Below are 22874 nucleotides of genomic sequence, written 5' to 3'. Positions count from 1 at the left end.
GGTATATCTAAGGGATTATGGCGGAGAAGATGGGATTCGAACCCACGATACGCTTTTGACGTATACTCCCTTAGCAGGGGAGCGCCTTCGACCACTCGGCCACCTCTCCGGTGGGAGCCTGATAGAGCCATTCGGCAGGTGAAGCAAGCGCTTTTTCTCCCTTATACATGCAAGCAAGGAAGAGATGGCGCGCGTCTTGCAACGATCCTGCCGGAGCGTCAGCCCAACAGGCTCTTCAGATCGGCAGAGGGATCGGCGAGAATCGATTTGTCGGGGTTGACGCCGGATTCCAGCAGCTTCTTGCCGGTCACATAGGCTTTCGCGTCGTTGATCGCGTCGACGGCGATCAACGAGCCTTCCTTGAAATACCAGATCGAATGGGCGCCTTCCCGGGCGCCGGGACGCTGCAGCGTCTCGTCATAACCGAGATTGAAGCCGGCGATCTGCAGCTTGACGTCGTATTGGTCGGACCAGAACCACGGCTTCGGCTCGTAAGGTTCGCTGCCGCCGGCAATGACGGCTGCCGCGGCTTCGGCCTGGTCGACCGCGTTCTGCACGGATTCGAGCCTGATACGGCCGTCCTGCCAGGGCAACGCAGCGCAATCGCCGGCCGCAAAGATCGACGGGTCGGAGGTGCGGGCAAATTCATCGACGACAATGCCATTGGCGACGTCGAGACCGGCTTCCTTGGCGAGTTGGTCGTTCGGCACGACGCCGATGCCGACGACGACGAAATCGACATCGATGGTCGATCCGTCGGAAAGGGCTGCGCCAGCGACACGGCCGTCCTTGCCGACCAGGTGCTTGAGGCCGGTCTTCTCGCGAATCACCACGTCATGACCTTCGTGGATCCCGCGCATGATGTCGGCGGTCTCCTTCGCCGCGACGCGCTGCAGGATGCGGTCGGCCATTTCGATGACGGTGACCTCCAGGCCGCGATGACGGGCAACGGCGGCCGCCTCGAGACCGATATAACCGCCGCCGATGATGAGGACACGGCGGCCGGGACGCATTTCGTCGGCGAGCAGATCGGCATCTCGCTTGTCACGGGCGACATAGACGCCTTCGAGGTCGCCGCCGATGGCGGCGGGCAGCCGGCGTGGGGTCGAGCCGGTGGCGAGCACCAGCGTGTGGTAATCGAGAACGGAGCCGTCCTGCAGCAGGACCTGCTTGCTGTCCCGGTTGATCTGCTCGGCCCAGGTCGAAATGCGAAGCTCGACATCATTGTCTGGATACCAGTGCTCGGGGCGGAAGAGCAGGCGGTCGAAACTCATTTCGCCGAGCAGGTATTTCTTCGAAAGCGGCGGGCGCTGATAGGGAGCCACGTCCTCGGCGCCGATGAGCGTGATCGGACGCGTATCCTTCAACGCACGCAGCTTGGCCGCCAATGCGAAACCGGCCTGTCCAGCGCCGATGATCACCAGTCTATCCGTCACGATCTCACTCCTGAAACTAGGCCCGACACTCATGCCAAGGCCTATCCCCTGCCCTATGCGCCGTCAACGGAAAGCGGCCTCTTACATTCAGCCGATCTCGATCCAGCGACGCTCATGGAAAGACTGTGCCATGGCATGCACCGACTTCTCTATCCTGAGACCGTCTTTAAATGTCACGATCGACGACGGCTCACCTGAAATTGCCCGGATCAGCTCGCGGCATTCAATGATCTTCAGATCGTTGAAACCGAGACCGTGGCCAGGCGCCGGGATGAAGCGATCATAAGGCCGATGAGCGGGCGCCGCCAGTATCTTGCGGAAGCCCTGTTCGGAGCCGCGCCCTTCGGCCTGATAGAGTTCGAATTCGTTCATGCGCTCCTGGTCGTAGGCGATCGAGCCCTTCGAGCCGAAAATCTGCAGGGCGATGCGGCCCTTGCGGCCCCAGGCAGCGCGATTCGCCATCAATACGGCTGAGATACCGCCGCCGATCCGCATCAGCACGCTGGCGCCATCATGATTTTCGACGGCGCGGCGGCCGCCCTCGCTCAGCGGTCTGTCGGCATAGGGCTTCACCATATCCGTTATGACGGCCTCGACGTGGCCGAAAAGATACCAAAGCAGCGACAAGGGGTGCACGGCGAAATCATCGAGCGCGCCATAGCCGGAGGAAAGCTCGCTCTTCCAATAGAAAGGCGCATCGGGATCGGCCATGAAATCCTCGTCCATTTCGACGCGGATGTGCGTGACCGTGCCGATGGCGCCCTCACCGATGAGCGTCTTGATGTGCCGCATGACGGGATTCTGGATGTAATTGTAGCCGAGCACGGCGACCCTGCCGGATCTCTTCGCCGTTTCCTGCATGCGCTCGGCATCGGCATAGGCCGGCGCCATCGGCTTTTCGCACCAGACGTGCTTGCCGGCCTCAAGCGCTGCGATCGCCATCTCGGCGTGGAACTGATTGGGCGTGGTGACGGAGACGACGTCGACCTCCGGATCGGCGATCAGCACCCGCCAGTCGGCCGTCGCCTTCTCGAAGCCGAATTCGCCGGCGCGCGCCTCGGCCAGTCCGGCATTGGCTTCGGCAAGATGCACGAGGCGCGGACGTTCGACATCGCCGAACACCGTCTTCACCGCATTCCACGCCAGCGCATGGCACTTGCCCATATAACCGGTGCCGATCAAACCGATGCCGAGTGGCTTCATTTTTCGTCTCCTCCAGAGCTGCGCGGCGATTTTTGGAATATTTGGATCATTTTGACAAGAGAGGACTCGCGGCACATTTTCGCACCTCCTCGTGATCTTCTGTCTCAAAAGCCTGGAATTACAGGCGATTAAAAACAATTAGGCGCGCCGTTTGAAATCGTCTATGCTCGGCAATATGGAATATTTGTTTCATCTCGTGAGCCGCAAGCATGGATAACGGTCCCCAGGGTCGCACGCGCGTGCCGCGCGATTTCGAAAGTCTGCGCAGCACCATCATCGAGCGCAAGGCGAGTATGCCGAAGCGGCTTGCGCAGGTGGCCGCCTTCGCGCTCGGCAATCCCGACGAGATTGCCTTCGGCACGACGGCAAGCATCGCCGCCGCCTCCGACGTCCAGCCGTCGACTCTCGTGCGGCTGGCCCACCATCTGGGCTATGAAGGCTTTTCCGATCTGCAGAGCATCTTCCGCGAACGGCTGCGCGACCGGACGCTGAGCTATGAGGAGCGGCTCGTCACGCTGGAGCAGGCGAGCGGCGACGATGAGGACGCCAATCTTCTCTCCGGTTTCATTGCCGCGGCAAATCAGTCGGTCAACCGGCTGGCTGCGACGGTGCAGACGGACACTTTCACAAAAGCGGTGGACATTCTTGCCGCCGCCGAGACGATCTATCTTATCGCCAAGCGACGCTCGTATCCGCTGACGGCGCATATGACCTACGCCTTTTCCAAGCTCAACATCCGTCACCAGATCGTCGCATCGCCGAACGGCGTCGACCCTGAGATGGTGCAGTTCGCAACGCCGAAGGACGCGGCGATCGCGGCAAGCTTTTCGCCCTATGCGGCCGACAGTCTCAACCAGAGCCAGGAGCTTGCCGACCGCGGCGTCCCGGTCATCGCGATCACCGATTCGGCTTTTTCGCCGCTTGCCGCTTGCGCCACGCATTGGTTCGAAGTGGCTGAGGCCGATTTCGCTGGCTTCCGCTCGCTTTCGGCCTCGATGGCGCTCACCATGGCGCTGCCGGTCGCAATCGCCGAGCGGCGTCGCAAGCGCCAGCACTCAAAACCTGCAAAAGCGAAAATGGAATAAACATTCCGAATTGACAACATCGCGGAACCAATGTTTCATTATTGAAAATTCGCAGGCACACGAAGCCGCGCAAAATCTAGCGGGAGGACATCATGGTACAATCGAATCCGGACCAACAGCCGGAGCCGGCGCTTGATGTAATCACAATCGGCCGTTCCTCGGTCGATCTTTATGGTCAGCAGATCGGTTCGCGGCTGGAGGATATTGCCTCCTTCGCCAAATCCGTCGGCGGCTGCCCGTCCAATATCGCCATCGGCACCGCGCGGCTCGGCCTCAAATCGGGCCTCATCACCCGCGTCGGCGACGAGCAGATGGGACGTTTCATTCGTGAGCAGGCGGCGCGCGAAGGCGTGGCGACCGACGGCATCGTCACCGACAAGGAGCGGCTGACGGCGCTGGTGCTGCTTGCGGTCGAGGCCGAGGGCGTATCGCCGATGATCTTCTACCGCTCCGACTGCGCCGACATGGCTTTGGATGAAGGCGATATCGAAGAGAATTTCATCAAATCGTCGCGCGCGGTTCTGGTTTCCGGCACGCATTTCTCGCGGCCGAATACCGAGGCGGCTCAGCGCAAGGCGATCCGTATCGCCAAGGAGAACGGCCGCAAGGTGATTTTCGACATCGACTACCGGCCGAACCTCTGGGGGCTCGCCGGCCATGCCGAAGGTTTTGAGCGCTACGTGAAATCCGACCGTGTCTCTTCCAAGATGAAGGAGACGCTGCCGGATTGCGACCTCATCGTCGGCACCGAAGAGGAAATCCTCATTGCTTCCGGCGCCGATGACGTGCTCGGCGCACTGAAGGAGATACGCCGCCTCACGCCGGCGACGATCGTACTGAAGCGCGGCGCCATGGGCTGCATCGTTTATGACGGACCGATCGCCGACGACCTCGAAGCCGGCATCGTCGGCCAGGGCTTCCCGATCGAAGTGTTCAACGTGCTCGGCGCCGGCGACGCCTTCATGTCCGGCTTCCTGCGCGGCTTCCTGCGCGACGAGCCGCTGAAGACCTGCGCCACCTGGGCCAATGCCTGCGGCGCCTTCGCGGTTTCCCGCCTGCTCTGCTCGCCGGAATATCCGACCTGGGCGGAACTCGACTTCTTCCTGAAGACCGGCAGCAAACATCGGGCGCTGCGCAAGGACGAGGCGATCAACCATATCCACTGGGCATCGACCCGGCGCGGTGAAATCCCGCTGCTGATGGCGCTGGCGATCGACCACCGTTCGCAGCTCGTCAGCGTCGCCGACGAGCTCGGCGTCGGTCACGAGAAGATCGTCGCCTTCAAGCGGCTGGCGGTCGAGGCGGCAGCGCGTGTTTCGAACGGCCGCGATGGCTACGGCATGCTGATCGACGAGCGATTCGGCCGCGATGCCTTCTTCGATGCAGCGACCAAGAACTTTTCCTGGATCGGCCGTCCGGTCGAACTGCCGGGCTCGAAGCCGCTGCGCTTCGAATTCAGCCAGGATATCGGCTCCCAGCTTGTCGAATGGCCGCTCGGCCACTGCATCAAATGCCTGTGCTTCTATCATCCCGACGATCCGGCCGAATTGAAAACGGAGCAGCAGGAGAAGCTGCGCACGCTCTTCGAAGCCGCCCGCAAGGTCGGCCGCGAGCTGCTGGTCGAGATCATCGCCGGCAAGAACGGCCCGCTCACCGACGATACGGTCGCGACCGCACTGGAAGAGCTCTATGCGCTCGGCATCAAGCCGGACTGGTGGAAGCTGGAACCGCAGGCCTCTCGCGAAGCCTGGAAGAAGATCGATGCGGTGATCGCCAAGAATGATCCATGGTGCCGCGGCATCGTGCTCCTTGGGCTCGAAGCGCCCGCCGACGAGCTGATTTCCTGCTTCGAGGCGACGCTGGCGGCCCCCTCCGTGAAGGGTTTCGCCGTCGGCCGGACGATCTTTGCCGATGCGGCGCGCGCCTGGCTTTCCGGCGCCATGAATGACGAGGAAGCGACTGCCGACATGACTGGCCGCTTCCAGCAACTGACAGAGGCGTGGCTGAAGACGCGCGGGCAGTATTAAGAACAAGACCCCTCCCCAACCCCTCCCCACAAGGGGGATGGACTTAACTTGAGGCACCGCCTCACGCCATCATCGAGCATCCTCTGGATGAAACGTTGCGGCGGGAGCGCAGAGAGCCGAACAGGTTGGCCCCTCCCCCTTGTGGGGAGGGGTTGGGGAGGGGAAGATTAGACAAAAGCTAAAGTCCGGGAGACCCCGATGGGCAAGACGATACGGTTGACGATGGCTCAAGCCGTCGCGCATTTCCTCAAAAAGCAGATGACTGTTGTCGACGGCAAAAAGGTGCCGATCTTCGGCGGCGTCTGGGCGATCTTCGGCCATGGCAACGTCGCCGGCATCGGCGAGGCGCTCTATCAGGTGCGCGGCGAGTTGACGACTTATCGCGCCCATAACGAGCAGAGCATGGCGCACGCCGCGATTGCCTATGCCAAGGCGAATTTCCGCACGCGCTTCATGGCCTGCACGACCTCGATCGGTCCGGGCGCCTTGAACATGGTGACGGCCGCGGGCGTCGCGCATGTCAACCGTATTCCCGTTCTCTTCCTGCCCGGCGACGTCTTCGCCAACCGCGCGCCCGATCCGGTGCTGCAGCAGATCGAGGATTTCGGCGACGGCACGGTTTCGGCCAATGACGCCTTCCGTTCGGTCTCGCGTTATTTCGACCGAATCACCCGGCCCGAGCAGATCATCACGGCGCTGAAGCGCGCCATGCAGGTGCTGACCGATCCGCTCGATTGCGGGCCGGTGACATTGTCGCTCTGCCAGGACGTTCAGGCCGAAGCATTCGATTATCCGGAGAGCCTGTTCGAGGAAAAGGTCTGGACGACCCGCCGGCCGCAGCCGGATGCCGACGAACTGGCGAATGCCATCGCGCTGATCAAGGCATCGCAGAAGCCGGTGATCGTTGCCGGCGGCGGCGTGCTTTATTCGCAAGCGACGAAGGAACTGACGGCCTTTGCCGAAGCCCACGCCATCCCCGTCGTCGTCACCCAGGCCGGCAAGTCGTCGATCAACGAGACCCATCCACTGGCGCTCGGTTCGGTCGGCGTCACCGGCACTTCGGCTGCGAATGCGATCGCGGAAGAAACGGATCTGGTTATTGCCGTCGGCACCCGCTGCCAGGATTTCACCACAGGCTCCTGGGCGCTGTTCAAGAACGCCAGCCTCAAGATGATCGGCCTCAACATCGCCGCCTATGACGCGGTGAAGCACGACAGCCACCCTGTCGTTGCCGATGCGCGCGAGGGGCTGAAGGCGCTTTCGGCAGGGCTTTCCGGCTGGAAGGCGCCGGCAGCACAGGCCGAGAAGGCCGCTGCCGAAAAGAAGATCTGGATGGAGGCCGCTGCCAAGGCCATGGCGACGACCAATGCCGCCCTGCCCTCCGATGCGCAGGTGATCGGCGCGGTGGCGCGCACGATCGGCGGCGAGAACGCGACAGTTCTTTGCGCCGCCGGCGGCCTGCCCGGCGAACTGCACAAGCTCTGGCCGGCGACGGCGCCCGGCAGCTATCACATGGAATACGGCTTCTCCTGCATGGGCTACGAGATCGCCGGCGGGCTCGGCGCCAAGATGGCGCGTCCCGAGCGGGAGGTCGTCGTCATGGTCGGCGACGGTTCCTACATGATGATGAATTCCGAGATCGCGACCTCGGTCATGCTCGGCATCAAGATCAATATCGTCGTGCTCGACAATCGCGGCTATGGCTGCATCAACCGTCTGCAGATGGGCACCGGCGGCGCCAACTTCAACAATCTGCTCAAGGACTCCTATCACGAGGTGATGCCGGAGATCGATTTCCGCGCGCATGCCGAAAGCATGGGCGCCATCGCCGTCAAGGTCGGCTCCATCGCCGAACTCGAGCAGGCGATCGCCGATTCAAAGAAGAACGACCGCACTTCGGTCTTCGTCATCGACACCGATCCCTTGATCACCACCGAGGCCGGCGGCCACTGGTGGGATGTCGCGGTGCCGGAAGTCAGCCCGCGCGAGGAAGTCAACAAGGCGCGCAAGGGCTATGTCGAAGCCCGCGCTTCCCAGCGCATCGGCTGAACAGTTACCGCCATTTTTCCGGAGGAGCGCACCCGCTCCTCCGCACTATCTTCAAGGAGAATATTGATGAAGGCCAAACTCGGCATGTCGCCCATCGCCTGGTGGAACGACGACCTTCCCGAACTCAGCGACGATGTGTCCCTCGAAGAATGCCTGCGGCAATCGCGCGGCGCCGGTTTCACCGGCATGGAGCAGGGCCGCCGTTTCCCCAGCAATCCCGAGGAGATGCTGCCCATCCTGCGCGCCGCCGATGTGACGCTGTGCGGCGGCTGGTTCTCCGGCACGCTCGTCAATGAGGAGCTTGCGGCCAACAAGGACCGCATCGCCCCGATGATCGAGCTGTTCAAGGCAGTCAATGCGCCCTGCATCGTTTACGGCGAAGTCGGCCGTTCGATCCAGGGCGACCGCTCCAAGCCGCTTGCGACGAAGCCGCGCCTTGCCGATGACGAGATGAAGGCCTATGCGCGGCGCGTCACCGAATTCGGCGAATGGTGCGCCGAACAGGGCATGCCGCTCTCCTACCACCATCACATGGCAGCCGTCGTCGAAACCGAACCGGAACTCGACGCTTTCATGCGCTCCTCCGGCGAAGGCATTCCGCTGCTGCTCGATGCCGGCCACCTCGCCTTTGCCGGCGGCGACGTCTTGCGCGCCATCGACAATCACCACGCCCGCATCAACCATGTCCACGTCAAGGACATCCGCAAGTCCGTGGTGGATGGTCTCGACCGCAGCCGCCAGTCCTTCCTGGATGCGGTGGCGCTTGGCGCCTTCACGGTGCCGGGCGACGGCTCGCTCGATTTCGGTGCCATCGTCCAGCGCTTCGCCGACCACGGCTATGAGGGCTGGTTCGTCGTCGAGGCCGAACAGGATCCGCGTAAGGCGCCGCCGCAGAAGATGGCCGAGATCGGCCATGCGGAACTGATGCGCGTCATGACGGCGGCGGGCTATACCGTGGAAACGGAAGGCTTTCCCAAAGGATAACAAGACGAAAGACCCTTCTTCGCCGGGGGGGGGTAAAATAGCATCATCGGACCGAGAAGCCCCCTCATCCGCCCTTCGGGCACCGTACCGGGGTCGAGCCACGTGTCTCGACCCGTCCTTCGGACCCCCTTGGGGAGAAGGTGGCGGCAGCCGGATGAGGGGGCCGCGTCCACCAATTTACGAGGAGAAACACCAATGCCAAACCTCAAGGTGAAACCGTCCGGCACGCATGGCCGCGTCACGCATGTCACCCCTGAGAATGCCGGCTGGACCTATGTCGGCTTCGATCTGCATCGGGTGAAGCCGGGCGAAACGGTTTCGGGAGAGACCGGCGATCGGGAAGTCTGCCTCGTCTGGGTCACCGGCAAGGGCAAGGCGTCCGCCGGCCCGATGGATTTCGGCACGCTCGGCGAGCGGATGAGCCCCTTCGACGGCGCTCCGCACGCGCTCTACATCCCAATGAAATCGACATGGTCGGTCACGGCCGAGACCGAGCTGGAGCTGGCTGTCTGCTCGGCGCCCGGCGACGGCACCTATGAGGCCAAGGCGATTCCGCCCGGCACGCATCCACAGGTGACGCGCGGCAAGGGCACGAATGTGCGCTACGTCAACAATATCATGCCCGAGGACGACAGCTCGGCGCATTCGCTGCTCGTCGTCGAAGTGATCACGCCCGGCGGTCACACCTCCTCCTATCCGCCGCACAAGCACGACCAGGACGACCTGCCGAACGAGAGCTTCCTCGAAGAGACCTATTATCATCGCCTCAACCCGCCGCAGGGTTTCGGTTTCCAACGCGTCTATACCGACGACCGCTCGCTCGACGAAGCGATGGCGATCGAGGACGGCGACGTGACGCTGGTGCCGAAGGGCTATCATCCCTGCGCGGCAACGCACGGCTACGATCTCTATTATCTCAACGTCATGGCCGGGCCGAAGCGGATCTGGAAATTCCACAATGCCGCCGAGCACGAATGGCTGCTGAAAGCGTAAGGCCGCGTCGAATCGCAAAATAATCTGACAGCGCAGAGCCGCCGCTGATGGTTCACTGCCTCCATCCAAACCAGGATGGAGGATGACCATGCACAGCTCGATTCCCGATACCGGCCCGTACGAAGCCGAAGCCGCGACATTGGCAGTGGCGGCCGTCAAAGAATAGGCGACAAAGCCGCCGGTGAACTGCTCTCGAAGAGACCGACGGGTGCCTTCGAAAGTCGTTCAACGGCGGCTTTTTGCCGGCAGCGGCGGAAAGCATCAAAGAGATACGAGCAGCCTAGAGATCAAGCACCAGATGCGGCAGGCCGTTTGAAGTCTTCCTCGGCGAGACGCCATCGGCATCGATTTGCGCGGACACACGCTGGCGAAAGGCTGAAAAGCTCTCGAAAGTGACGACATCCACCGGTTCGTCGAAATGGATGGTGATCTTGTGAAGATCGCCGCCCGCAAGGGCCGAAAGCGCCAGAATCTCACCGGTGAAGGGCTGGTTGAGATAGCGGCCGCGAATATGCGCGCCGACGAAGAGCTGCGTCTTCGGGCTGGCATTCGGCTTTGCGGCAAGGGCCGCCAGCGTATTCCAGTCGCGCGCCCCGTGCTGGCGGGCAATCAGTTCCAGAGCGGCACTATGGGTCAGCGCGGTGCCGCGATCGTTCATCGCCTGGCGCAGGCGCTTGGCCTGGGCTTTCAATTCTTCAATATCAGGATAGGTCGTCGTCATGGAGTGAGCCTTTGGAGGCATGCTCTTCGACTGTGGATGGGTGCTCGCATTGCCGCCAGTCAGCATGCACAAGGGGCCGTGACCATGATCGCGAGGCTTCACCATGGATTTTCATCCGCGAGCGGCCGGTGCCTCGAACCGGCCTTTCTATGCGCGAAGGCCGCCAGCATGTCAAGAATGACGCATGCGCGCGCATGGAATGAGCAAATTTGGGGCAAATCTGGCCGAAATCGGTGCGTTTTTTATGCAATCTCCCGCAAAGCCTACAATCTTAATGATGTTCTTCAGCGGCCGTCAGTATTCTCCTGCTAATTTTATCTTACGACAAGCGGAGGCTAAAAGGGCCTTTCAGATGCACCTCGACACAGAACATCCCAAGCCGGAACGCGCTTACCGGGAATTCAATCTCGACAGACCCGGCAACATCATCTTCGTCGGTCATCATCTCAGCACCGGAACGCAGGTACGCTGCCTGATCCGCACGATCACACTCGCCGGCGCGTTGCTCGAGGTGAGCCCGAACCTGGAGATGCCGCGCCATTTCTTCCTCGAAATCCTCGGCATCCACGACGAGATCGGTGCGACCGTGGTCAAGCGCGAAGCCGAATTCGTGACGATCAGCTTCAACATGCTGCTCAATCCGGAATTCCTGCACCACGTATTGCGACTGAGCTTCGAAACCTGACGCTCTTTTCGATCCGCGGTTCATCGCGGCGCCTCGCCTTTGTTTCTGCGTACGGCCTTGCGGCCAGACGCGCGAGAACAGGGACGAGCCAGAGAAATCCCCGCCATTCCGGCGCCTCAAGCGGATCGGCAAAGGGATCGCGCCGCGCCCGGCGATTATGGATCTGCAATTCATTGGCAAGAATAACCCAGTTGAGAAGCATTGCTTCGTCCTCCATCTATTTGCTGGAGCACTTGAGCTAAGGCTTCGCACCCTTGCGATGTAGAGGCGCTGGGGAAAGGGGGTTTTCATCCATGAAAGACGCAAGCTGGGACGATCTCCAACTCTTCTTCCATGTCGCGACCGGCGGCGGGCTTTCGGCGGCGGCGGCGCGCACCGGTCTCAGCGCGCCGACGATCGGCCGGCGCATGCTGGCGCTCGAACGGGTGACGGGCCGCTCGCTGTTCACCCGCGGCCCTACCGGCTATCTGCTGGCGAAGGACGGACAGGAGCTGCTCGACCGCGTCCGACTGATGCAGGATGCGGCGCGCGCGATCTCCGACTGGCGCGGCGAGGTATTGACGCTGCCGATCGTGTCGACGGTCGTGGACAGCTGGACCTCGCGTTTCATCGCCGACCATCTGGCCAGCGTCTGGACGCCGAAGGACAATTTCCGCATGTGCTACAAGACCTGTGACGCGGGCGCCGATTTCACCTATCGCGAAGCGCATATCGCCATCCGCCACGGCCGGCCGGAGAGCGGCAACGTCGCGATCCGCCGCTCGGTCAGGGTGGCGCATGCGGTCTACCAGGCGGCCGCTTATGACGAGGCCAACTGCAACTGGATCTCGCTCGGCACCGATATCGCCATTACGCCGGCGGACAAGTGGACTTTTGAACAGCCGGATTATTGGATCACCAGCTGGACGAACACTCCGCATATGCTCTTTTATCTCATCCGCGGAGGCGCCGGCCGCGGCGTCCTTCCCTGCTTCATCGGCGATCAGGAGCGCAAGCTCGTGCGCGCCGGACCTGTCATCGATGACCTCACCTATGAGATGTGGATCGTCGCGCACGACGACGAGCGGCAACGGCCGGAGGTCAGGACCGTCATCGACCGCCTGGCGACGCTGTTTGCCGATCATGAAGACCTGTTTGCCGGAAAGACGCCGTCGGCGTGATATCGGAACATGAAAAACGCGGGACCGCTCGGCCCGCGTTCTGATTCACCTTATCGATCGCCTCAGGCGGCGAGACGCCGCTCGATCTCGTCGATCGGCATGTTGGTATAGTCCTTCGCCAGTTCCGCCGAGATCGCCGCCTGCGTATCGGCCTTGAGCGCGGGCCGCAGCACACCGAGCGCCTTCGGCGGCGCAATGAGGATGATGCGGCGGGCATCCTTTTCATGCACCAGTTCGTCCAGCCTCTCCGCCACGTGCTTCAGGAATTGCGCTTCGGATTGATCCTGCCAATGGGTCTCCTCGACGGCGCTGCCGCCGAGACTGTGGGCGGCATGGCTGCGGCCGGGCTTGTCGGTGCCGATCTCGCGATCCGGTTCGCACGGCTGCTTCAGGGTTTCCAGTACCTTCAGGTTCATCAGCTGGGTATCGCCTGCGTTCTGCATGATCAGAGCCTTGGCTCCGTTGCAGACTACGACCCATGATTCCCGAGGGACTCTGACGTCGGTCATCTTCAATTCCTCACTGTCATCGTTCGAAGCGCGCGCCCCGCGCCATCGATCAAGGCAGAACGCCCGGCCGTTGAAAGGGTTCGAAAAATCGCCCCGAATTCGATCGGGCGGCGATCCGGCCGGCCTTTGCTGCGTAGAAAGACAGGTTAGGGAGATCGACGACGATGAAGACAGCACTTCTTGCTTATGCCGGCGCCTTGTTCACGCTTCTCGTCTGCGACGGGATATGGCTTGGCCTCGTCGCCCGCAATTTCTATCGCGACCAGTTGGGAGAGCTGCTGCTGCCCTCGCCCAATCTTGCGGTCGCAGCGCTGTTCTACCTGTTCTTCGCCGCCGCAGTGGTCATACTGGCGGTGTTGCCGGGCCTGTCGGCAGGATCGGTTACAACAGCCCTTGTCTACGGTGCCATTCTGGGACTGGCGGCCTACGGCACCTACGACATCACCAACTTTGCCACGCTTCGCAACTGGCCGCTGACGATCAGTCTGGTGGATATGGCCTGGGGCACGGCCCTGACGGCGCTGACCTCCGCCGCCGGCTATTTCGCCGTCAGAATCATCGGCTGAAACGAGCAGCGGAGATGAAAGCCCGTCCCGATAACGCACATCGGGCGTCCCGCTAAAGCACAAAGTTTGAACTCGTTAAAATTGTAATTTTATATTTGACGAATGCGCAAAACATTCATGTGACCTTGGCTTGAGATCGAGATGAAGCTTGATCGGATCGAGACCAATTTGCTTGGGTTCAAGGCCCCCGCTTGAAATCAAGAACCCCATGCGTCCTGACTGACGGAGAATGTGAATGACTATGCTCCGCGCTACACACCTGGCCACGGTCAAATCCGCCGTTTACGACCTGCGCTGGGAAGAGTTCCACGTCAAGCGACCCGCCCGGATCGTCGCCGTCCGGCCGTGCCTGACCGGCGTCTCCATGCGAAGCGCCGAGATCATCGACATCTCACAGGGCGGCGCGACGCTGATCGTCTCGACCGCCGTCGGCCTGCCGAAACACTATTATCTCAATATCCTCGGCCTTGCCTATCGCATCGGATGCGCCGAAGTCTACCGGCACAAGGAACGGATCGGCGTGCGGTTCATCAACATCATGGACCCCGAAGTTCTGCGCCGCGTCGTCCGTGCCGATTTCCTCATCGGCAACATGGAGGCGCTCGAGGCCAAGCGCGCGCCGATCTTCCGCGCCTCAGCGCCGGCGACCCTCGAGCTGCAGAAATAATCTTGCTTGCCTTGGCCGCACCCGGGCCTATTGTTGCGCCGACCGTCAATCTGCCCGGGAAACCGCCTCCGCATGTCCGCCTTTTCGCGCTTCACGCCGCTTGTCAGCGCCCTGCCCTCCACCGTTCCCTTCGTCGGTCCCGAGGCCATCGAGCGCCAGCGGGGACGTGCCGTGCTTGCACGCATCGGCGCCAATGAGAACGGGTTCGGCCCGGCCCCTTCGGTGCTGGCGGCGATGCGCGAGGAGGCCGGCAATGTCTGGAAATACAATGATCCGGAAAATTTCGCGCTGAGAGAAGCGCTTGGCGCCCATCTCGGCGTGACCGCCGCCAATATCGCCATTGGCGGCGGCATCGACGAATTGCTCGGCCAGATCGTCCGGCTGGTGATCGAGCCGGGCGCTGCCGTCGTCACCTCGTTCGGCGCCTATCCGACCTTCAATTTCCATGTCGCAGGCTTCGGCGGCCGGCTGGCGACGGTTCCCTACGCCAAGGACCATGAGGATCTCGACGGGTTGCTCGATGCCGTCAAGCGCGAAAACGCGCCGCTCGTCTATTTCGCCAACCCCGACAATCCGATGGGAAGCTGGTGGGATGCAGACAGCATCGTCGCTTTCGCCCGGGCACTGCCGGAGACAACGCTGATGGTGCTCGACGAGGCCTATAGCGAGACCGGACCGGCCGATTCACTGCCGTCGATCGCCTCGCTCATCGAACTGCCGAACGTCATTCGCACGCGCACCTTCTCCAAGGCCTACGGACTTGCCGGCTCACGCACCGGCTATGTCATCTCGACGCCCGGCACGGCGCAGGCCTTCGACAAGATCCGCAATCATTTCGGCATGAACCGGCTGGCGACGGCCGCCGCGCTCGCAGCGCTGAAGGACCAAGCCTATCTCATCGAGGTCGTCGGAAAAATCCATGCGGGGCGGGAGCGGATTGGCGCCATCGCCAGGGCAAACGGCCTCCAGCCGCTGCCGTCGGCGACGAATTTCGTGGCGATCGACGCCGGCCGCGACGGCGTTCATGCCCGGGCCATCGTCGATGGCCTGATGGAGCACGGCGTTTTCATCCGCATGCCAGGTGTAGCGCCCCTCAACCGCTGCATCCGCGTCAGCGTCGGGCCCGAAGCCGATATGGTGCTGTTCGAGGAAGCGCTGCCGCAGGTGCTGAAAAAGATCGGCTGATAAAGCGTGATGCCGGAAAGTGTGAGCGATTTTCGGACGGTGTCATGCCGATAATTCAACGGAAAACCGCGGCCGGTGGAGGATCCGGCCGCGGTTTCCTTCTCCCGGCGCGGCCCACCGAAAGCGGCCCGCCAGCCCCCTCTTTCGAGGTTGTTATTCCTGTCGAATGTCAGACGATCTCAGTGAACCGTCATCCATTCGCGGGCGGCACGCAGCGCTGCTGCGAGTTGCATCTTGTTCATGGTCGCGGCTAGGTCGGCGCGAAGCTCGGCGGCGCGGTCGTTGCCCTTGATCGCGGCGATGTTCAGCCACTTATGGGCAGCAACGAGATCGACATCGCAGCCGCGGCCGGTCGCATACATCAGACCCATTTCGCAGAAGACATCGGCGCTGTTGTTGTCGCCACCCATGGTGGCCGTTTCAGCATTGTGCATTTCAAAGCGTGCCATCGGTTTTATCCCTGTTAGCCTGTTTACGACTTACCCTGTTTTACCTTCGGGCCCTGCCGTCTATCGCGGCTTGAAGCCCTTCCGGTCCGGCGGGTTTGCCCCGCTCGTTTGATGGGTTCACTATGCCAAACGGCTTTCAAAAAACGCCTAAAATGCATGATTAATTTGAGACAAACAAAGTGCAAACGCTTGGTAAAATTGGATTTTTGTTAAACATCGGATTCCCTGGGCTTTAAGGATTTTCGCTTGGATTTTACGAAGGATTCAGAATTGGAAATAAAGGGATCATTCATCATGAAATCAGCGGGCGATATCTTTATTCGCCCTTCAAACGCATCTCTGTCCCTGAATTCCCGGCAGCAAAGATGATCACCACGCATATTTACCTTTACGTTCGCGTCAGTTATTTTCGCGGCCGATTGAGGACATCAGGGAGGAAAAGATGATCCGCAGCTTTGTTCTGACAGCCGCCATCGCCATGATCGCCGGCATGGCTCATGCCGAGGAGCCGATCATCGGCAACTGGAAGACGGCATCGGGTGAAACCGCCGCGATCGCGCCCTGCGGCGGCGGTTATTGCGTGACGCTGAAGACGGGCAAATATAGCGGCCGCAAGATCGGCACGCTTGCGGGAACCGGCGGCAGCTATGCCGGCGAGATCACCGATCCGGCCGCCGACAAGACCTATAGCGGCTCGGGCAAGATTTCCGGCAACTCGCTGAAGATGCAGGGCTGCGTATTGAAGATCCTCTGCAAGACGCAGACCTGGACGCGGCTCTGAAAAACATGGGGCGGATAACGCCAATCTGTGTTAGATTGTACACATTTCAACACAGGAGTTGTCGAAATGGCTGGTAGCACAACCATGACAATTCGAGTCCGCCCCGACGTCAAAGAAAAGCTCGACAGGATTGCGGCCGACACACAACGCAGCAAATCGTTCCTCGCCGGCGAGGCCGTAGCGGCCTATGTCGAGCGAGAGCTTGAAATCATCGATGGCATCAAGCGCGGCATGGCCGATGCGGAGGCCGGACACCTTGTACCGCACGAGCAGGCCGTCGCCGAAATGCGTGAAATCATCGAGGATGCCAAGCGTCGGAAAACCCCGCGCGGATGAGGCCGGTTCTTTGGTCAAGGGAAGCCCACCAGGATAATCTGGAAATTCTGCGGTACATTGCGAAAGACAACCCAGATGCGGCCGAAAGGGTCGTGGACGCCATCGAAGACGCCGGTAAGAAACTCGGGGAGTTTGCAACCGGCCGGCCAGGACGAGTGACCGGCACTTACGAAAAATCCCTCGCTCGGCTTCCCTACATAATTTCCTATGAGCTACGGTCGATCGCAGGGCGCGAATGCGTCGTCATCCTGCGTATAATCCACACCGCGCGGGATTGGCCGGCCCAGGAATAGCCGAAGCACACGAGCGTATCGTAAAGCGCTTGCACAGCCGCCAACCGGCCAAGCATTTCGATCCCGGCACGTTTCGAACCCTTCGCGGCCGGCCCAAAACCCGCCCGGCAAGCTGAACGGCGGATGAACCGGCATCTCAGCACTCGTTCAGCCGCGGCATGGCAAAACTCTTGTCACGATAAAGTTGCGTATCGGGGGCAAGGCAATGAACCTCTATATTCTGGCAAGACGCCTTAGCATCGTCACACTGTTTGCAGCGATCTTCGCGATCACATTTTCGGCGGCTGTCGTGCACAATGGCGGCGGCGGCACGCAGTCGCATTTCGGGGCGACCTATACCTGCCTGGAAACCAAAGGCAGCTTCTGCGCGCCATCGGTGCAGTAACCGGCTCGGACACGCCAGCCGATAAAATAATCCTGCCTCCGCCGGCGCGCGTCGTTTGCTTGTCAAGAACAACTCTCTATAATGCGTCATGAGCAAACGAATCTCCCCTTTATCGCCACTCGACGTATCCTCCCCACCTCCTTTCCAGCCGCAGAGCTTCGATGATCCCGCCAAGGCGGTCGAGACCCTGACGGCGCTTTACGAGCGCAATACGGCGTTCCTGATCCGGAGTTTCACCGAACTTGCGCAGGGTGCCGAGATCACGTCGCGCTACCGTGCCTTCTATCCGCAGGTCAGCATCGAAACGACCAGTTTCGGCCATATCGATTCGCGTCTTTCCTACGGACATGTCACGGCGCCCGGCATCTACACGACGACTGTCACCCGGCCGAAGCTCTTCAAGCATTACCTGAAGGAGCAGCTGGCGCTTCTGATGAGGAGCCACAATGTGCCGGTCGTCGTCTCGGAATCGACGACGCCGATCCCTCTGCACTTCGCCTTCGGCGAGGGCGCGCATGTGGAAGCATCGGCCTCCGCCTTCGTCGACGTTCCGATGCGCGACATCTTCGACACGCCCGATCTCAACACGACAGACGACGAGATCGCCAACGGCGAATATATCCCGCCGCCGGGCGAGCCTTCGCCGCTTGCGCCGTTCACCGCGCAGCGCATCGACTATTCGCTCGCCCGCCTGTCGCATTATACGGCGACGCATGCCGAGCATTTCCAGAACTTCGTGCTGTTCACGAACTACCAGTTCTACATCGACGAATTCTGCAGCTGGGCCCGCAAGCTGATGGCGGAGGGCGGCGATGGCTACACGGCCTTCGTCGAGCCGGGCAATATCGTCACCCTGCCCGGCTCGAGCGTGCCGGAGACGGATGCCACACTTGCCCGCCTGCCGCAGATGCCGGCCTATCACCTGAAGAAGAAGGGTCATGCCGGCATCACCATGATCAATATCGGCGTCGGCCCTTCCAACGCCAAGACGATCACCGACCATGTCGCCGTGCTGCGTCCGCATGCCTGGCTGATGCTCGGCCATTGCGCCGGCCTTCGCAACAGCCAGCGGCTCGGCGATTATGTTCTCGCCCATGCCTATATGCGCGAGGACCATGTTCTCGACGACGACCTGCCAGTCTGGGTGCCGATCCCGGCGCTCGCCGAAGTGCAGGTGGCGCTGGAAGCCGCCGTCGCCGAAATCACCGGCTACGAGGGTTTCGAGCTGAAACGCATCATGCGCACCGGCACCGTCGGCACCATCGACAACCGAAACTGGGAACTGCGCGATCAGCGCGGACCGGTGAAGCGGCTTTCCCAGGCGCGCGCGATCGCGCTCGACATGGAATCAGCCACGATCGCCGCCAACGGCTTCCGTTTCCGCGTGCCCTACGGCACGCTGCTCTGCGTCTCCGACAAGCCGCTGCACGGCGAATTGAAGCTGCCGGGCATGGCGACAGCCTTCTACCGCACGCAGGTCAACCAGCATCTGCAGATCGGCATCCGCGCCGTGCAGAAGCTTGCCGCCATGCCGCCGGAAGCCCTGCATTCGCGCAAGCTGCGCAGCTTCTTCGAAACGGCCTTCCAATAGGCCGTTTCCTCATCTACCTGCGACGACGGGTGCCGCGTGCTGCGCATCCGCCTGCGGCCTGCCGGCAGCAGCGTTCAGCCCTGCGATCAGCAGGGTGAAGGCGACGAAGACGAAAGCGGCGCGTGAGAGAACCTTCAGCCCATCGCTTTCGAGGAACTCCAGCTCACGCTTTTGATGGCGGCGCGCCCAGATGTGGCTTGCCACCGCGATTTCAAGAATAGTCATTGCCGTTCTCCTCGACAGGTTTCGATGAAGCCTTGTCGAGTGCTGCCTTGCGCTTTCGACACATGACCGGCACAAAATATTTTTTCCCACCGCTGTCGAAATGCGCGGAGATCGTTCGTCCAGGGATATGGAACACGGCAAAGGAGGCTGCCTGCGATGAAATATCTCTGCCAGGTCTGGTTCGATGGCGCGATACTCGACGCCATGACGAAAGAGGAGAAGGCCGAGCTCGATGCCAATTCGCTGAACTACGACAAGGACCTCGCCGATAGCGGGCATATGATCGTCGCCCAGGCGCTGCAGCCGCCGAAATCGGCGGTGACGGTGCGGGTGCGCAGCGGCGAAATGTCGGTGACGGACGGTCCTTTCGCCGAGACGAAGGAGGCGCTCGGCGGCTTCATTCTGATCGAGGCCAAGGATCTCAACGATGCGATCCGCATTGCTGCCGGTATCCCGCTCGCCAGGCTCGGCGCGATCGAAGTGCGGCCCGTCCACGAATTCGCGGTTCGATGAGGAGAGAGACCGATGAAATTTCTATGCCAGATCTGGTTCGACACGGAAAAAAGCAAGCTGGTTCCCCAGAGCGAATGGGATACGCTCACACAGGAGTGCATCGTTAGCGATAATCGCTGGCGCGACAGCGGTCATTTGCAGGTAGCGTTCGCCTTGCATGACCCGTCAACCGCAATCACGGTCCGCCTGCGCAACGGCGAAGTTGCCGCGACCGATGGCCCGTTTGCCGAAATTAAAGAGCATCTCGGCGGTTTCGTGCTGATCGAAGCCGAGAATATCGAGGAGGCGAAGACCATCGCGTCCAGTTTTCCAATCCTTAGATATAGCTCGATCGAGGTCCGCCCGGCCTATTCCATCCAGGATGGGAAATAGCCATGCGCTTCGTCTGCCTCATTTATAATCCCGCCGATATGGATGGCACGCTCAGTCAGGCCGAGGGCGACGAGCTCGTGAGGGCGCACTTCCAGTATGACGAGGAGCTTCAGCGTAAAGGCATCATGATCCATTCCGATGCATTGGAAGGTCCCGACAGCGCCTCGGTCCTGAGAGTGCGCCATGGCATTCTGTCTTCGACCGACGGCCCTTACGTCGAGACCAAGGAGCATCTGGCTGGTATCTACATCATCGAGGCCGCCGATCTCGAAGAGGCGCGCAAGGTCGTCGCGGGCATTCCAAGCGTCCGCGTCGGATCGATCGAATTGCGTCCGGTGAGGCTGCTCACCCTGCCAGAGTGAGGATCGCCCGTTGGAAAGCGTGATCGAGGAAATCTACCGATCGCAATCGCGCCGGGTCCTGGCGACGCTGATCCGTCTGCTCGGCGATTTCGACCGTGCCGAGGAAGCGTTGCACGACGCCTTTGCCGCGGCCGCCCGAACCTGGCCAGCGGATGGTATTCCCGGCAACCCTTTCGCCTGGCTCGTTTCGACGGGACGCTTCAAGGCAATCGATACGCTACGGCGGCGAGCGCGTTTCGATGCCTCGCAGCAGCACATCGAGGACAGTCTCTACACGATCGACGAAACGGAGATCGGCGAGATGGAACCGATCGAGGACGACATGCTGCGGCTGATCTTCACCTGCTGCCACCCCGCTCTTCCCGCGGATGCGCAGATGGCGATGGCGCTTCGGGAAATCTGCGGCTTGACCACCGAAGAAATCGCCCATGCCTTTCTCGTTCCCGCGCCGACGGTCGCCCAGCGGATCGTGCGCGCCAAGGGCAGGATCCGGACCGCGAACATCCCCTATGAGGTGCCGGACCGCGAGGCGCTGCCTGAGCGGCTCGACCGGGTGCTGCACGTCATCTATCTCGTCTTCAATGAAGGCTATTCCGCCTCTTCGGGAGACGAGATCGTCCGCGCCGACCTGACCGGAGAGGCCATCCGGCTGGCGCGGCTGCTTCTGGCGCTGCTGCCGCATCCCGACGTTTCCGGACTTCTCGCTCTGATGCTGCTGCAGGATTCCCGCCGCAGCGCCCGTCAAGGCGAGCAGGGATCACTGGTGCTGCTGGCCGATCAGGACCGCTCGCTCTGGGATGGCGCGAAGGTTGCGGAAGGCCTGGCGCTCCTTGCCGAGGCGATGCGGACGGGCGAGATCGGCACCTATACGGTGCAGGCGGCGATCGCCGCCGAACATGCGAAGGTGCCGAGCGCCGAGGAAACCGACTGGCGGCGCATCGCCTTCTATTACGACCTTCTTCTGGCGGCCCAGCCCTCGCCCGTCGTCGAGCTCAACCGCGCGGTGGCGATCGCGATGGCGGAAGGGCCGGCAACAGGCCTGGAACTGATCGATGCCATTCTGAGACGCCGGGAGCTGCAGGCCTATCATCTCGCCCATTCGGCCCGGGCCGATTTCCTGCGCCGTCTCGGCCGCAGAGATGAGGCGATCGCGGCCTATGAGGCGGCGCTGTCGCTCTGCCGACAGGAGCCGGAGCAGGCATTCTTGAGGAAGCGGATTTCAGAGCTTGCCGCGACGCCCGAGCGGCAGTGAGATCGCCGTTCCCGTCAGCGCCGAGACGATGATCAGCAGATGGGCATTGACGCTCGCCTGCGCCAGCACGGCGAGCGCCGCCCGCTCGCTCGAAGCTCCAAGCGCAATGGCGCCGGCGGTGATGCCGGCCGGATAGGTGCCGACTCCGCCCGGCGCATGCACCGGCAGGACGGAGGAGAGTTCGCCGCCGAGGGCACCGCCGAAGCTTGCCGCCATGGGAAAGACGCCCATCAGGCCGAGCGCCCATGCGAGCACGATCACCTTCACCAGCCAGTTGACGATGGTCATCGCCCAGGCGCGCGCAAAGGCGACGGCATTCAGCGGCAAGCCGTTTTCGATCTCGACGACGAATTTCTGCGCCTTTGCCGGCAGCAGCCTGGCAGCGATGCGCAACAGCGGCTTGCGCGCGGCGAAGGCTGCGACCGGCAGCAGCAGGAAGACTGCCCAAAGCGACCAAGCGACGAGCGCATCGGTCGCGGCGAGCGCAAAGCCGATGCCGGCAGCAGCCAGAAGAGCGTGCAGGTCGAGCAGCCGCATGACGAGGAGCGCCGAGGTTGCACGCGTCAGCGGAATGCCGAATTCGGTGCGCATCAACAGGGGAAAGCTGGTTTCGCCGGTCCGGAAAGGCAGCATGATGTTCAGGAGATTGTGGATCTGCGTGACGCGGAAGAGCGTCGCGAACCGGCCTGCGGTCTCCTGCGGAAAATAGTCGTAGATGCGCCAGGTGCGCAGGAAATAGGTGCCCGTCAGCGCCACGAGCGCGCCGATCACGGGACCTGCCCCGACATCGGCCCATTGGCTGATGATGACGGGCCAGCCCCAGAACCACTGCACGAAGAGCGCATAGGCTGCGACAATTACGACCGTCAGCGCCGTCATGCGATTGCGCATAAACCAGGACTGCTGGCTTTCAACGATCGAACTCTTCATGTAGTAGGCATTCCTCGCTTGGCGTCGGCACGGGCCTCGGCTCCGTCCCGGCGTTTTAGGAGAAATGAAGGTTGCGCACAACGGCGGAGTTGATGGCGGGATCGCTTCACGCCGG

Annotated in this window: 27 protein-coding genes and 1 tRNA gene; 19 read left to right on the top strand and 9 right to left on the bottom strand. The window is 61.7% G+C overall.

The window, feature by feature from the left end:
* Positions 1 to 18: 18 nt before the first annotated feature.
* From CO670_RS26800 to CO670_RS26790, 3 genes are all read right to left on the bottom strand, one after another.
* A tRNA-Ser gene (locus CO670_RS26800) sits at positions 19 to 109 on the bottom strand.
* A 109-nt stretch (positions 110 to 218) separates the two neighbouring features.
* Positions 219 to 1436 (bottom strand): FAD-dependent oxidoreductase, encoded by a 1218-nt coding sequence (locus CO670_RS26795; RefSeq protein WP_097593010.1) that lies wholly within the window; start codon positions 1434 to 1436, stop codon positions 219 to 221.
* Positions 1437 to 1523: 87 nt separating this feature from the next.
* Positions 1524 to 2639: a Gfo/Idh/MocA family oxidoreductase gene (locus CO670_RS26790; protein WP_097593009.1), complete on the bottom strand. Its 1116-nt coding sequence runs from the start codon at positions 2637 to 2639 to the stop codon at positions 1524 to 1526.
* Between the two features lie 209 nt (positions 2640 to 2848).
* On the opposite strand from CO670_RS26790, the gene CO670_RS26785 reads away from it, so the two are divergent.
* The 5 genes from CO670_RS26785 (at position 2849) to iolB (ending at position 9777) form a co-directional block, all read left to right on the top strand.
* A complete protein-coding gene (locus tag CO670_RS26785) occupies positions 2849 to 3724 on the top strand; it encodes a MurR/RpiR family transcriptional regulator (protein WP_097593008.1) in 876 nt (291 codons plus the stop codon).
* Positions 3725 to 3816: 92 nt separating this feature from the next.
* Positions 3817 to 5751 carry a 5-dehydro-2-deoxygluconokinase gene (iolC, locus tag CO670_RS26780; RefSeq protein ID WP_097593007.1) on the top strand — a complete coding sequence of 645 codons (1935 nt, stop codon included), beginning with the start codon at positions 3817 to 3819 and terminating at the stop codon, positions 5749 to 5751.
* A gap of 198 nt (positions 5752 to 5949) precedes the next feature.
* On the top strand, positions 5950 to 7800 hold the full coding sequence (iolD, locus tag CO670_RS26775) for a 3D-(3,5/4)-trihydroxycyclohexane-1,2-dione acylhydrolase (decyclizing) (protein ID WP_097593006.1): 1851 nt from the start codon (positions 5950 to 5952) through the stop codon (positions 7798 to 7800).
* Positions 7801 to 7866: 66 nt separating this feature from the next.
* Complete coding sequence (gene iolE / locus CO670_RS26770; protein WP_097593005.1) at positions 7867 to 8784, top strand: myo-inosose-2 dehydratase; 918 nt, start codon at positions 7867 to 7869, stop codon at positions 8782 to 8784.
* 195 nt (positions 8785 to 8979) lie between these two features.
* Positions 8980 to 9777, top strand: a complete 798-nt coding sequence (gene iolB, locus CO670_RS26765) for a 5-deoxy-glucuronate isomerase (protein ID WP_097593004.1) — start codon at positions 8980 to 8982, stop codon at positions 9775 to 9777.
* Between the two features lie 280 nt (positions 9778 to 10057).
* On the opposite strand, the gene CO670_RS26760 is transcribed toward iolB, so the two are convergent.
* A complete protein-coding gene (locus tag CO670_RS26760; RefSeq protein WP_097593003.1) occupies positions 10058 to 10498 on the bottom strand; it encodes a glyoxalase superfamily protein in 441 nt (146 codons plus the stop codon).
* Positions 10499 to 10850: 352 nt separating this feature from the next.
* On the opposite strand from CO670_RS26760, the gene CO670_RS26755 reads away from it, so the two are divergent.
* Positions 10851 to 11183 carry a hypothetical protein gene (locus tag CO670_RS26755; RefSeq protein ID WP_097593002.1) on the top strand — a complete coding sequence of 111 codons (333 nt, stop codon included), beginning with the start codon at positions 10851 to 10853 and terminating at the stop codon, positions 11181 to 11183.
* Here the strand turns inward: CO670_RS26755 and CO670_RS33480 are convergent.
* Positions 11134 to 11385: a hypothetical protein gene (locus CO670_RS33480; RefSeq protein ID WP_097593001.1), complete on the bottom strand. Its 252-nt coding sequence runs from the start codon at positions 11383 to 11385 to the stop codon at positions 11134 to 11136. The two genes, CO670_RS26755 and CO670_RS33480, sit on opposite strands and share 50 nt — an antisense overlap.
* Before the next feature lie 91 nt (positions 11386 to 11476).
* Here CO670_RS33480 and CO670_RS26745 point away from each other — a divergent pair, with 91 nt between their 5' ends.
* Positions 11477 to 12343, top strand: a complete 867-nt coding sequence (locus CO670_RS26745; protein WP_097593000.1) for a LysR family transcriptional regulator — start codon at positions 11477 to 11479, stop codon at positions 12341 to 12343.
* 62 nt (positions 12344 to 12405) lie between these two features.
* Here CO670_RS26745 and CO670_RS26740 read toward each other — a convergent pair whose 3' ends face one another.
* Positions 12406 to 12852, bottom strand: a complete 447-nt coding sequence (locus tag CO670_RS26740; protein ID WP_097592999.1) for a host attachment family protein — start codon at positions 12850 to 12852, stop codon at positions 12406 to 12408.
* 164 nt (positions 12853 to 13016) lie between these two features.
* Here CO670_RS26740 and CO670_RS26735 point away from each other — a divergent pair, with 164 nt between their 5' ends.
* The 3 genes from CO670_RS26735 to CO670_RS26725 all read left to right on the top strand — a co-directional run bounded on the left by CO670_RS26735 (position 13017) and on the right by CO670_RS26725 (position 15270).
* On the top strand, positions 13017 to 13418 hold the full coding sequence (locus tag CO670_RS26735; RefSeq protein ID WP_097592998.1) for a DUF2177 family protein: 402 nt from the start codon (positions 13017 to 13019) through the stop codon (positions 13416 to 13418).
* A gap of 235 nt (positions 13419 to 13653) precedes the next feature.
* Positions 13654 to 14085 (top strand): pilus assembly protein PilZ, encoded by a 432-nt coding sequence (locus CO670_RS26730; RefSeq protein ID WP_097592997.1) that lies wholly within the window; start codon positions 13654 to 13656, stop codon positions 14083 to 14085.
* A 72-nt stretch (positions 14086 to 14157) separates the two neighbouring features.
* Positions 14158 to 15270: a pyridoxal phosphate-dependent aminotransferase gene (locus tag CO670_RS26725; RefSeq protein ID WP_097592996.1), complete on the top strand. Its 1113-nt coding sequence runs from the start codon at positions 14158 to 14160 to the stop codon at positions 15268 to 15270.
* Positions 15271 to 15449: 179 nt separating this feature from the next.
* Here the strand turns inward: CO670_RS26725 and CO670_RS26720 are convergent, their stop codons facing one another.
* Positions 15450 to 15719 carry a sel1 repeat family protein gene (locus tag CO670_RS26720; protein ID WP_088674545.1) on the bottom strand — a complete coding sequence of 90 codons (270 nt, stop codon included), beginning with the start codon at positions 15717 to 15719 and terminating at the stop codon, positions 15450 to 15452.
* 442 nt (positions 15720 to 16161) lie between these two features.
* Between CO670_RS26720 and CO670_RS26715 the strand changes: the two genes are divergently transcribed.
* From CO670_RS26715 to CO670_RS26695, 5 genes are all read left to right on the top strand, one after another.
* Positions 16162 to 16500 (top strand): DUF2147 domain-containing protein, encoded by a 339-nt coding sequence (locus CO670_RS26715; RefSeq protein WP_097592995.1) that lies wholly within the window; start codon positions 16162 to 16164, stop codon positions 16498 to 16500.
* Between the two features lie 66 nt (positions 16501 to 16566).
* The gene (locus CO670_RS26710; protein ID WP_097592994.1) at positions 16567 to 16836 is read left to right on the top strand and encodes a CopG family ribbon-helix-helix protein; all 270 of its coding nucleotides are present in this window, start codon (positions 16567 to 16569) and stop codon (positions 16834 to 16836) included.
* Positions 16833 to 17129, top strand: a complete 297-nt coding sequence (locus CO670_RS26705) for a type II toxin-antitoxin system RelE/ParE family toxin (RefSeq protein WP_097592993.1) — start codon at positions 16833 to 16835, stop codon at positions 17127 to 17129. The genes CO670_RS26710 and CO670_RS26705 overlap by 4 nt, the downstream gene beginning before the upstream one ends.
* A gap of 205 nt (positions 17130 to 17334) precedes the next feature.
* A complete protein-coding gene (locus CO670_RS26700) occupies positions 17335 to 17514 on the top strand; it encodes a hypothetical protein (RefSeq protein WP_088674541.1) in 180 nt (59 codons plus the stop codon).
* An 88-nt stretch (positions 17515 to 17602) separates the two neighbouring features.
* Positions 17603 to 19105 carry an AMP nucleosidase gene (locus tag CO670_RS26695; protein WP_097592992.1) on the top strand — a complete coding sequence of 501 codons (1503 nt, stop codon included), beginning with the start codon at positions 17603 to 17605 and terminating at the stop codon, positions 19103 to 19105.
* Between the two features lie 9 nt (positions 19106 to 19114).
* On the opposite strand, the gene CO670_RS26690 is transcribed toward CO670_RS26695, so the two are convergent.
* Positions 19115 to 19330: a hypothetical protein gene (locus CO670_RS26690; protein WP_097592991.1), complete on the bottom strand. Its 216-nt coding sequence runs from the start codon at positions 19328 to 19330 to the stop codon at positions 19115 to 19117.
* 156 nt (positions 19331 to 19486) lie between these two features.
* Between CO670_RS26690 and CO670_RS26685 the strand changes: the two genes are divergently transcribed.
* Genes CO670_RS26685 through CO670_RS26670 form a run of 4 tightly spaced genes read left to right on the top strand, consistent with a single transcriptional unit; the run spans position 19487 to position 21829 of the window.
* Positions 19487 to 19843 (top strand): YciI family protein, encoded by a 357-nt coding sequence (locus CO670_RS26685; RefSeq protein WP_097592990.1) that lies wholly within the window; start codon positions 19487 to 19489, stop codon positions 19841 to 19843.
* A gap of 12 nt (positions 19844 to 19855) precedes the next feature.
* Positions 19856 to 20215, top strand: a complete 360-nt coding sequence (locus CO670_RS26680; protein ID WP_097592989.1) for a YciI family protein — start codon at positions 19856 to 19858, stop codon at positions 20213 to 20215.
* A 2-nt stretch (positions 20216 to 20217) separates the two neighbouring features.
* The gene (locus tag CO670_RS26675; protein WP_097541753.1) at positions 20218 to 20577 is read left to right on the top strand and encodes a YciI family protein; all 360 of its coding nucleotides are present in this window, start codon (positions 20218 to 20220) and stop codon (positions 20575 to 20577) included.
* 10 nt (positions 20578 to 20587) lie between these two features.
* A complete protein-coding gene (locus CO670_RS26670; RefSeq protein WP_097592988.1) occupies positions 20588 to 21829 on the top strand; it encodes an RNA polymerase sigma factor in 1242 nt (413 codons plus the stop codon).
* Here the strand turns inward: CO670_RS26670 and CO670_RS26665 are convergent.
* The gene (locus CO670_RS26665) at positions 21797 to 22759 is read right to left on the bottom strand and encodes a lysylphosphatidylglycerol synthase domain-containing protein (protein ID WP_097592987.1); all 963 of its coding nucleotides are present in this window, start codon (positions 22757 to 22759) and stop codon (positions 21797 to 21799) included. The two genes, CO670_RS26670 and CO670_RS26665, sit on opposite strands and share 33 nt — an antisense overlap.
* Positions 22760 to 22874 lie beyond the last annotated feature (115 nt).

Source organism: Rhizobium sp. J15 (assembly GCF_002531825.1).
Taxonomy (GTDB): domain Bacteria; phylum Pseudomonadota; class Alphaproteobacteria; order Rhizobiales; family Rhizobiaceae; genus Rhizobium.
The sequence above is the reverse complement of the archived record's forward strand: the minus strand, read 5'-3'. Positions and strand labels throughout refer to the sequence as shown.

Excerpts from the sequence above, each read along its gene's own strand:
- iolE (WP_097593005.1), top strand. The coding sequence starts at position 7,867 with ATGAAGGCCAAACTCGGCATGTCGCCCATCGCCTGGTGGAACGACGAC.
- iolD (WP_097593006.1), top strand. The coding sequence starts at position 5,950 with ATGGGCAAGACGATACGGTTGACGATGGCTCAAGCCGTCGCGCATTTC.
- CO670_RS33480 (WP_097593001.1), bottom strand. The coding sequence starts at position 11,385 with ATGCTTCTCAACTGGGTTATTCTTGCCAATGAATTGCAGATCCATAAT.
- iolC (WP_097593007.1), top strand. The coding sequence starts at position 3,817 with ATGGTACAATCGAATCCGGACCAACAGCCGGAGCCGGCGCTTGATGTA.
- CO670_RS26785 (WP_097593008.1), top strand. The coding sequence starts at position 2,849 with ATGGATAACGGTCCCCAGGGTCGCACGCGCGTGCCGCGCGATTTCGAA.
- CO670_RS26695 (WP_097592992.1), top strand. The coding sequence starts at position 17,603 with ATGAGCAAACGAATCTCCCCTTTATCGCCACTCGACGTATCCTCCCCA.
- CO670_RS26675 (WP_097541753.1), top strand. The coding sequence starts at position 20,218 with ATGCGCTTCGTCTGCCTCATTTATAATCCCGCCGATATGGATGGCACG.
- CO670_RS26760 (WP_097593003.1), bottom strand. The coding sequence starts at position 10,498 with ATGACGACGACCTATCCTGATATTGAAGAATTGAAAGCCCAGGCCAAG.
- CO670_RS26690 (WP_097592991.1), bottom strand. The coding sequence starts at position 19,330 with ATGACTATTCTTGAAATCGCGGTGGCAAGCCACATCTGGGCGCGCCGC.
- CO670_RS26735 (WP_097592998.1), top strand. The coding sequence starts at position 13,017 with ATGAAGACAGCACTTCTTGCTTATGCCGGCGCCTTGTTCACGCTTCTC.
- CO670_RS26680 (WP_097592989.1), top strand. The coding sequence starts at position 19,856 with ATGAAATTTCTATGCCAGATCTGGTTCGACACGGAAAAAAGCAAGCTG.
- CO670_RS26755 (WP_097593002.1), top strand. The coding sequence starts at position 10,851 with ATGCACCTCGACACAGAACATCCCAAGCCGGAACGCGCTTACCGGGAA.
- CO670_RS26705 (WP_097592993.1), top strand. The coding sequence starts at position 16,833 with ATGAGGCCGGTTCTTTGGTCAAGGGAAGCCCACCAGGATAATCTGGAA.
- CO670_RS26710 (WP_097592994.1), top strand. The coding sequence starts at position 16,567 with ATGGCTGGTAGCACAACCATGACAATTCGAGTCCGCCCCGACGTCAAA.
- iolB (WP_097593004.1), top strand. The coding sequence starts at position 8,980 with ATGCCAAACCTCAAGGTGAAACCGTCCGGCACGCATGGCCGCGTCACG.
- CO670_RS26685 (WP_097592990.1), top strand. The coding sequence starts at position 19,487 with ATGAAATATCTCTGCCAGGTCTGGTTCGATGGCGCGATACTCGACGCC.
- CO670_RS26665 (WP_097592987.1), bottom strand. The coding sequence starts at position 22,759 with ATGAAGAGTTCGATCGTTGAAAGCCAGCAGTCCTGGTTTATGCGCAAT.
- CO670_RS26730 (WP_097592997.1), top strand. The coding sequence starts at position 13,654 with ATGACTATGCTCCGCGCTACACACCTGGCCACGGTCAAATCCGCCGTT.
- CO670_RS26745 (WP_097593000.1), top strand. The coding sequence starts at position 11,477 with ATGAAAGACGCAAGCTGGGACGATCTCCAACTCTTCTTCCATGTCGCG.
- CO670_RS26790 (WP_097593009.1), bottom strand. The coding sequence starts at position 2,639 with ATGAAGCCACTCGGCATCGGTTTGATCGGCACCGGTTATATGGGCAAG.
- CO670_RS26725 (WP_097592996.1), top strand. The coding sequence starts at position 14,158 with ATGTCCGCCTTTTCGCGCTTCACGCCGCTTGTCAGCGCCCTGCCCTCC.
- CO670_RS26700 (WP_088674541.1), top strand. The coding sequence starts at position 17,335 with ATGAACCTCTATATTCTGGCAAGACGCCTTAGCATCGTCACACTGTTT.
- CO670_RS26720 (WP_088674545.1), bottom strand. The coding sequence starts at position 15,719 with ATGGCACGCTTTGAAATGCACAATGCTGAAACGGCCACCATGGGTGGC.
- CO670_RS26740 (WP_097592999.1), bottom strand. The coding sequence starts at position 12,852 with ATGACCGACGTCAGAGTCCCTCGGGAATCATGGGTCGTAGTCTGCAAC.
- CO670_RS26715 (WP_097592995.1), top strand. The coding sequence starts at position 16,162 with ATGATCCGCAGCTTTGTTCTGACAGCCGCCATCGCCATGATCGCCGGC.